We start from the raw sequence: 6,770 nt of genomic DNA on the forward strand, positions 1-6,770 counted from the left end.
AGAACGATCCGATCGACACGAACGACACGGATGCTGGTCGCGCCCGCAATCGTCGTACGGAGTTGCAGGTTCAGCAGTAATCGAACCACTGCGTTAGATGTAGGAAAAGCCCGGCAAAAGCCGGGCTTTTCTTTTTTGCAATATGGCTTATCGAAGTAAGGCGTTGTTTTGCAGTGACAGGTTGTCGCAGTTGTTCAACAACATCGTCATCGACGCGTTCTTTGCCTGAACAGTGGCTCACCAACAGCGTCTTGCGAGCCGTGCGATGCTCTTAACGATTTTGCTACACTCCGCCGCGCTTGAAGTCTTGTGACATTTCCCCCGATCGGGACGCAAAGCACGGGACAGGAAACGTCCCGTAGTAGGAGACGCGCGTTTTCCGTCTGGGGTGGAACGGACGCGAATACCAATAATATGAGGAGACACCTGATGAATCGTAAGGGCCTGTATTTCCTGATTGCCCTGGCTCTGGGCGGCGTAGGTGCCGCTCACGCGCAAGACAGCACCACCACGTCGACGACGTCGAGCTACGACGGCCGTTGGTACATCGCCCCGACCGTGGGCGGCTACTACAACGATACCGATCGCAACACCAACAGCCGCCAGGTCTATTACGGTCTGGGCTTTGGTCGCTTCATTGCGCCGAACACCTCGATCGACGTGTTCTTCGACCGCACCAAGCGCACCATCGACGGCGGTTCGGATCGTTGGGCCAACAACAACGTCGGCGTTGCTGCTCGCTTCTACTACGGTGACTGGAACGCATGGCGTCCGTACGCTCTCGTGGGCGTGATGGGCAGCTACCACATGAACCCGGCTGACCACGCCTGGTCGCCGGCTGCTGAAGTGGGCGTCGGCCTCTCCAAGACGGTCACCGACAGCACCGACTTCCGCGTGGAAGGTGGTTACCGTTACGACTGGGATGACAAGTCCCAGCCGGAGAAGAACGGTTACGGCGACTGGTTCCTGGGCTTCAGCATCGTGTCGCGCTTCGGCGAGCCGGCTGCTGCTCCCGTGGCTGCCGCTCCGGTGGCTCCGGCCGCTCCGGACTGCTCCAAGCAGTTCCGCAACGGCGTGAACCTGTGCGACAACAAGTGCCCGGATCTGCCGGAAGGCACGATCGTTGGTCCGGACGGCTGCCCGCAGAAGGTCGTGATCGACCTGCGCGGCGTCAACTTCAAGTTCGACCGCCCGAAGAAGGGCGAGACGGACATCAAGAAGGCGCTGGCTGAGCCGACCACCGACTCGGTTGCCATCCTCGACCAGGCTGTCGACACCCTGCAGCGTTACCCGCAGGTCAAGGTCACGGTTGCCGGTTACACCGACTCGGTCGGCAAGGACCAGTACAACCAGGATCTGTCGGAGCGTCGCGCTGCGATCGTGTTCAAGTACCTGACGGCCCACGGCATCACGGCTGATCGTCTGGTTGGCCCGATCGGTCACGGCAAGAACGACCCGATCGACTCCAACGACACGGACAGCGGTCGCGCTCGCAACCGTCGCACCGAACTGCAGGTCCAGCAGTAATAGGATCTGTTACAAGCTGTACGGAGAAGCCCGGCGCAAGCCGGGCTTTTCTTTTGTGGACACGCAGGTATCGCCTACCATGCGTGGTGTCGTCATCTGTTTTGCGAGTTTCACTCATGCGTCCGCCTCGTCCCGCTTCACGCCCGTCCACACCATCGGCGCCTCGCCATGGTCTGGCGCGCGTGCTCAGCAAGCTGGGCGTGTGTTCGCGCAGCCAGGCAGAGAAGGCGATACGCGAAGGACGCGTCAGCGTCGACGGCAAGGTCGTGCTCGATCCGGAGCGTCCCGCCGATGCGGAGCGCCAACGCATCTTGTTGGACAACGAACCCATTGCCGCCAGTACGCGCGTCTATATCGCGATCAACAAGCCTCGCGGGATAGTCGTCAGTGCTGCCGATGAGCGCGGTCGCGACACCGTGTATGACTTGCTGAAGGATGCCGGCCTGCCATGGCTGGGACCGGTGGGGCGACTGGACAAGGCCAGCGAAGGCCTGCTCTTGCTGACCAACGACAGCGTCTGGGCGGCGCGCTTGACCGAACCGAGGCATCACGTCGACAAGACCTATCACGTGCAGGTCAACGATATTCCCGATCAGGCTCTACTGGATCAGTTGGTCGCCGGTGTGGTGGAAGAGGGCGAACGCCTTGCTGCACGTCGCGCGATCTTGCTGCGACATGGCGAAAAGAATGCGTGGCTGGAAATCGTGCTCGATGAGGGACGCAACCGCCATATCCGGCGATTGCTGGCAGCGCATGGGATCGATGTGCTGAGGCTGATCCGCGTGGCGATTGGTTCGATGCCGCTTGGCGAATTGCCGAAGGGGCAGTGGCGGCATCTGACCGCAGAAGAAGTGCGATCTCTAGGCGGCGCCGGATAACCTGTTTCTCCCTTGTAGGAGCGCACTTGTGCGCGACCAGCCTCTCACGCAAGGGATGTGGTCGGCGGTCGCGCACAAGTGCGCTCCTACAGAAAGCCAGAGACCGCGCCTCTCCCATCGGGAAAGGCGCAGCTCCAATCCGCTTTAAATCACGCCCAGCTTCTTACCCACCTTCGTAAACGCCGCAATCGCCTGATCCAGCTGCTCACGCGTATGCGCSGCACTCATCTGCGTGCGGATSCGCGCCYGGCCCTGCGGCACCACGGGGTAGAAGAAGCCCGTGACATAGATGCCTTCATCAAGCAGCTCGGTCGCCATGGCCTGGGCTTTCTTGGCGTCGTAGATCATCACCGGCACGATGGGATGCACGCCGGGCTTGATGTCGAAGCCTGCCTTGGTCATCGCTTCGCGGAAGTAGCGGGTGTTCTCCTTGACCTTGTCACGCAGATCGCCTGCAGCGGCCAGCATCTCGAACACCTTGGTGCCGGCGGCCACCACGTGCGGCGGCAGCGAGTTGGAGAACAGGTAAGGGCGCGAGCGCTGGCGCAACATCTCGATTACTTCGCGCGGGCCGGTGGTGAAACCGCCCAGCGCACCACCGAGTGCCTTGCCCAGCGTGCCGGTGATGATGTCGATCTTGTCGAGCACGCCGTTGACCTCGGCCGAGCCGCGGCCGGTGTCGCCGAGGAAGCCGGTGCAATGGCATTCGTCGATATGCACCAGGGCGTTGTACTTCTTGGCCAGCGCAGTGATCTGATCCAGCGGCGCGATAAAGCCGTCCATCGAGAATGCACCGTCGGTCGTGATCAGCTTGGTACGCGCGCCTGCAGCATCGGCAGCCTGCAGCTGCTTTTCCAGATCGGCCATGTCGCAATTGCTGTAGCGGAAGCGCTTGGCCTTGCACAAACGAATGCCATCGATGATGGAGGCGTGATTGAGCGCGTCGGAGATGACGGCATCTTCTTCGCCCAACAGCGGCTCAAACAGACCGCCGTTCGCGTCGAAGCAGGCGGCGTAGAGAATCGTGTCCTCCTTGCCGAAGAACTCCGAGATCTTCTTTTCCAGTTCCTTGTGCAGATCCTGCGTGCCGCAGATGAAACGCACCGACGCCATGCCGAAGCCATGCGTGTCGAGCGCGTCCTTCGCTGCCTGGATCACCTCGGGATGATCGGCGAGTCCCAGGTAGTTGTTGGCGCAGAAGTTCAGCACTTCCTTGCCGCTGTCGAGGCGGATCTTCGCCGACTGCGGCGAGACGATGATGCGCTCGGCCTTGAACAGGCCCTGCTCACGGATCGATTCGAGTTCGCTGGCGTAGCGAGACTGGCCGGGGTAGCTCATGGGGATAGTTCCGCTGGGGCAAAAGGCTATTTTGAGCCTTTAAGAGCGGACTGGGAAGGCGAGCTTTTTGCTCCCTCTCCCCTGCGGGGAGAGGGTTGGGGTGAGGGGCGGGTGCTCGCGACAGCGTTTCTTCTTTAGCCTGGGTGGCTCTTCAGAGCCCCGAGTTCGCATCCATCAAAGCATGAGGCTAGGCCGGCCCCTCACCCCAGCCCTCTCCCCGCAGGGGAGAGGGAGCAAAGAAGCCCCTCACCCCTGGTGCAACCCAAACTCCACCCGCGTCGTCTTGCCCTTGTCGTCAATGTCTTTGGTATCCAGCTTCGGATCCTTGATCGCAACGCGCTTGTCGTCGATCTTGCCCTTCAGCCACGCCTGCACCGCGGTGGCACGACGCTGCGCCAGGTCGCGCATGGCGGCATCGTCGACGGAGATGTTGGTTTCCATCAGGCTGCGCATCTCGTCCGGTTCCAGCGATTTCTTCAGGCCGATGATGTTCTTGGGCTTGCCCTTGAAGTCATCGTCCTTATAGGCGCGCTTGAGGTACTTTTCGTACTCGTCGGGCGTCACGTTGACCGAGGCGAGTGCGGCATCCGACGTATCGGCATTCTTGCCGTCCTGGTCGAGCGCCTTCGCGCGGCGAACCATGTTGTCCACGGTCACCTTGCGCAGGCCGTCCTGATCCTTGGACGGATCGATACGGCCGATGATGTCCAGGTTCAAGGTGTTCTTCTGGTTGAGCATGGCCACGACCTTGCCCAGGCGATCCTGCGCATTCTTGTCGAGCACGGCCGAGCCCGCATCGAACTCCACGTAACCCAGATCCTCATGGCTGCCGCCACCGAAGGCTGCACCGAGCAGGCGGAACGGCGCGGTGGCGGCCTTCGCGATCAGGTTGCCGATGGCGCGCCAGATCAAGCCACCCATGCTGAACTGCGGATCGTCGAGCGAACCCGATACCGGCACGTCCACGTCGATATTGCCCTGCGTGTCCTTGAGCAAGGCCACGGCCAGTTTGACCGGCATGTGCTTGATGCCCGGGCTTTCATCGCGATCGCCGAAAGTCAGCTGGGTGATGAAGATATGGTTGTCGGCGTTGAGCTTGCGCTGGTCCAGCGTGTAATGGACGTCCATCGTCAGCTTGCCGGCCGTGATGGGATAGCCGGTGTACTTGGTGGAATAGGCGCTGAGCCCGGTCAGCTCGACTTCGTTGGCCTTGCCCTTGATGTCGAGGAAGGCCACCGGCTGCAGCGGATTGATGGTGCCGTCGATATCCACCGGCGAGTTGTCGTTGAGCGCCGCCTGCACCGACAGCTCCGCCGGCGGATCGCCAGGCGTGGTCGCAATCGTGCCGATCTTGCCAGTGACCTTGGTCAGGTTGGCCGTGTAGTTGGGCTTGATGAAGTTGTCGGTGTAGTTGAGCTGGCCGTTGACCAGGGTGATGCCACCGATACGCACATCCGCAGCCGGTGTCGCCGGTGCGTTGGTGGCAGGGACGACCGCCGTAGTGGTGGTGCCCTTGGTGGTCTTGGACGGCGCAGCGGCGGTCGCAGCGGCAGGCGCTGGTGCCGTTGCCGCTGGTGCCGGGGTGGGCGGCACCGCTGCACCGGAAGGCTGCTCGTTGGCGGCACGCGTGACGGACACCGGTGCCACCTCGGGATTGGCCACCACTTCGGAGAGGTTCAAGGTGCCGTTGGGATTGACGATCACGCGCGCGTAGAACGAACTGAGCACCAGTCCGGCCACATGCATGCGCGGCGCGCCCGAGCCATAGGCGACATCCAGGTTCGAGCCACTGAGCGTGCGCCAGCGCAGGAAATCATCGCCGGTAAGTTTGTCCTGGATGCGCACCTGTTCCAGCGCCGCATTGCCCTTATAGGTGAACTTCGGTTCCGCACTGCGCCCGTCGTAATGCAGCTTGCCGTTGCTGGTGACGCGCGCGCTGGAAATGACCACGTTCAACGGCACGCTGATATACGGCTGGAAATTGGTGATATCCAGTCGCTTGGTATCGATCTGCAGGTCGGCCATCGTAGGCAGCGGTTGCAGCTTGCCGTTGGCGGTGAAGCTGCCCTTGGCCACCGTGCCCGACAATTTCATATCGCGCGGTTCGTTGAGCTTGTCGCTCAGGTTGTCCATCGAGCCGCTGACCGAATCGATCTTGATCTTCACCGGCTTGTCGCCGGCCGCCATGTCGGTGAACGCAACCGCGGCATTGTCGAAGGTGAGGTGAGCCACGCTCCAGTGCCACGGCGGACCGCTGGCGGCTACGGGCTTCTTCGGCGCGTCCTTGGCAGCGAACAGATCGACCAGGCTGATGTACTTCTTGCTGTCGCGCTGCACGTCCAGGCTGAGGCCGGTGGCTTTGACGGTTCCCAGCTGCGCCTGTTGCGTGACCAGGTCGACCTGGGTGATCTCCGCTTCCATCGTGTTCCAGGACACGGGCGAACCATGTCCCTTGAACTGCGGCTCCATCGCAAAGTCGGTCACCGTGGCGTGCGCATCGGCGAGGTGGACGTTGAACGGTGTGCCCCAATCCACTTGCAGCTGACCGGTGGCATCGAGCTTGCCCTTGGTCAGGCGTGCATTGATACCTTGATAGGTGGCTGCCTGCAGCGGCGCCATGTCGACCTGCTTGAGCGTCAGCGCAGCGACCAGCTTGTTCTTGGCCAGATCCACCGTGCCCTTCATACCGAGGTCGCCGCCGAAGAACTGCGCCGTCACATCAAGCTTTGCCACAGGGGCTGCCTGCAGACTCAGGCCCTGCATATTGCCGCGCAGATTGCCCAGGTCGATCTTGCTGCCGGCAGCATCCGTGTAATGGATGGCGCTGTTGGCGAGCGTCATCGAGGCAATGCGCAGATCGGTGGGTGCGGCCTTCTTGTCTGCATCCGCTTTGGCGGGGGCCGCCGTGAGCGCGTCGAAATTGCTGTGGCCGCCGGCGGCAGCGGTGTAAAAGAGCTGCGCACGGTCCAGCACGAGTGCGCCCAGCACATAACGCGACGTCAGCGTCTTCACGTCGCTGAGCTCGGC

At 61.9% G+C, this 6,770-nt stretch carries 4 protein-coding genes; 2 read left to right on the plus strand and 2 right to left on the minus strand.

Annotated elements, in window-relative coordinates; all coding sequences use genetic code 11:
* The first annotated feature begins 429 nt into the window (after window positions 1–429).
* Together AC1DMG_RS18285 and AC1DMG_RS18290 are read left to right on the plus strand one after the other, a co-directional pair.
* Window positions 430–1,527, plus strand: a complete 1,098-nt coding sequence (locus AC1DMG_RS18285) for an OmpA family protein (RefSeq protein ID WP_441603561.1) — start codon at window positions 430–432, stop codon at window positions 1,525–1,527.
* Between the two features lie 116 nt (window positions 1,528–1,643).
* Window positions 1,644–2,405: a pseudouridine synthase gene (locus AC1DMG_RS18290; protein ID WP_441603560.1), complete on the plus strand. Its 762-nt coding sequence runs from the start codon at window positions 1,644–1,646 to the stop codon at window positions 2,403–2,405.
* A 144-nt stretch (window positions 2,406–2,549) separates the two neighbouring features.
* On the opposite strand, the gene kbl is transcribed toward AC1DMG_RS18290, so the two are convergent.
* Both kbl and AC1DMG_RS18300 read right to left on the minus strand, forming a co-directional pair.
* The gene (gene kbl, locus AC1DMG_RS18295; protein ID WP_477180866.1) at window positions 2,550–3,743 is read right to left on the minus strand and encodes a glycine C-acetyltransferase; all 1,194 of its coding nucleotides are present in this window, start codon (window positions 3,741–3,743) and stop codon (window positions 2,550–2,552) included.
* 246 nt (window positions 3,744–3,989) lie between these two features.
* On the minus strand, window positions 3,990–6,770 hold a 2,781-nt coding region (locus AC1DMG_RS18300), incomplete at its 5' end, for a DUF748 domain-containing protein (protein ID WP_477180867.1).

It is taken from the genome of Dyella sp. 01N36, from assembly GCF_056399745.1.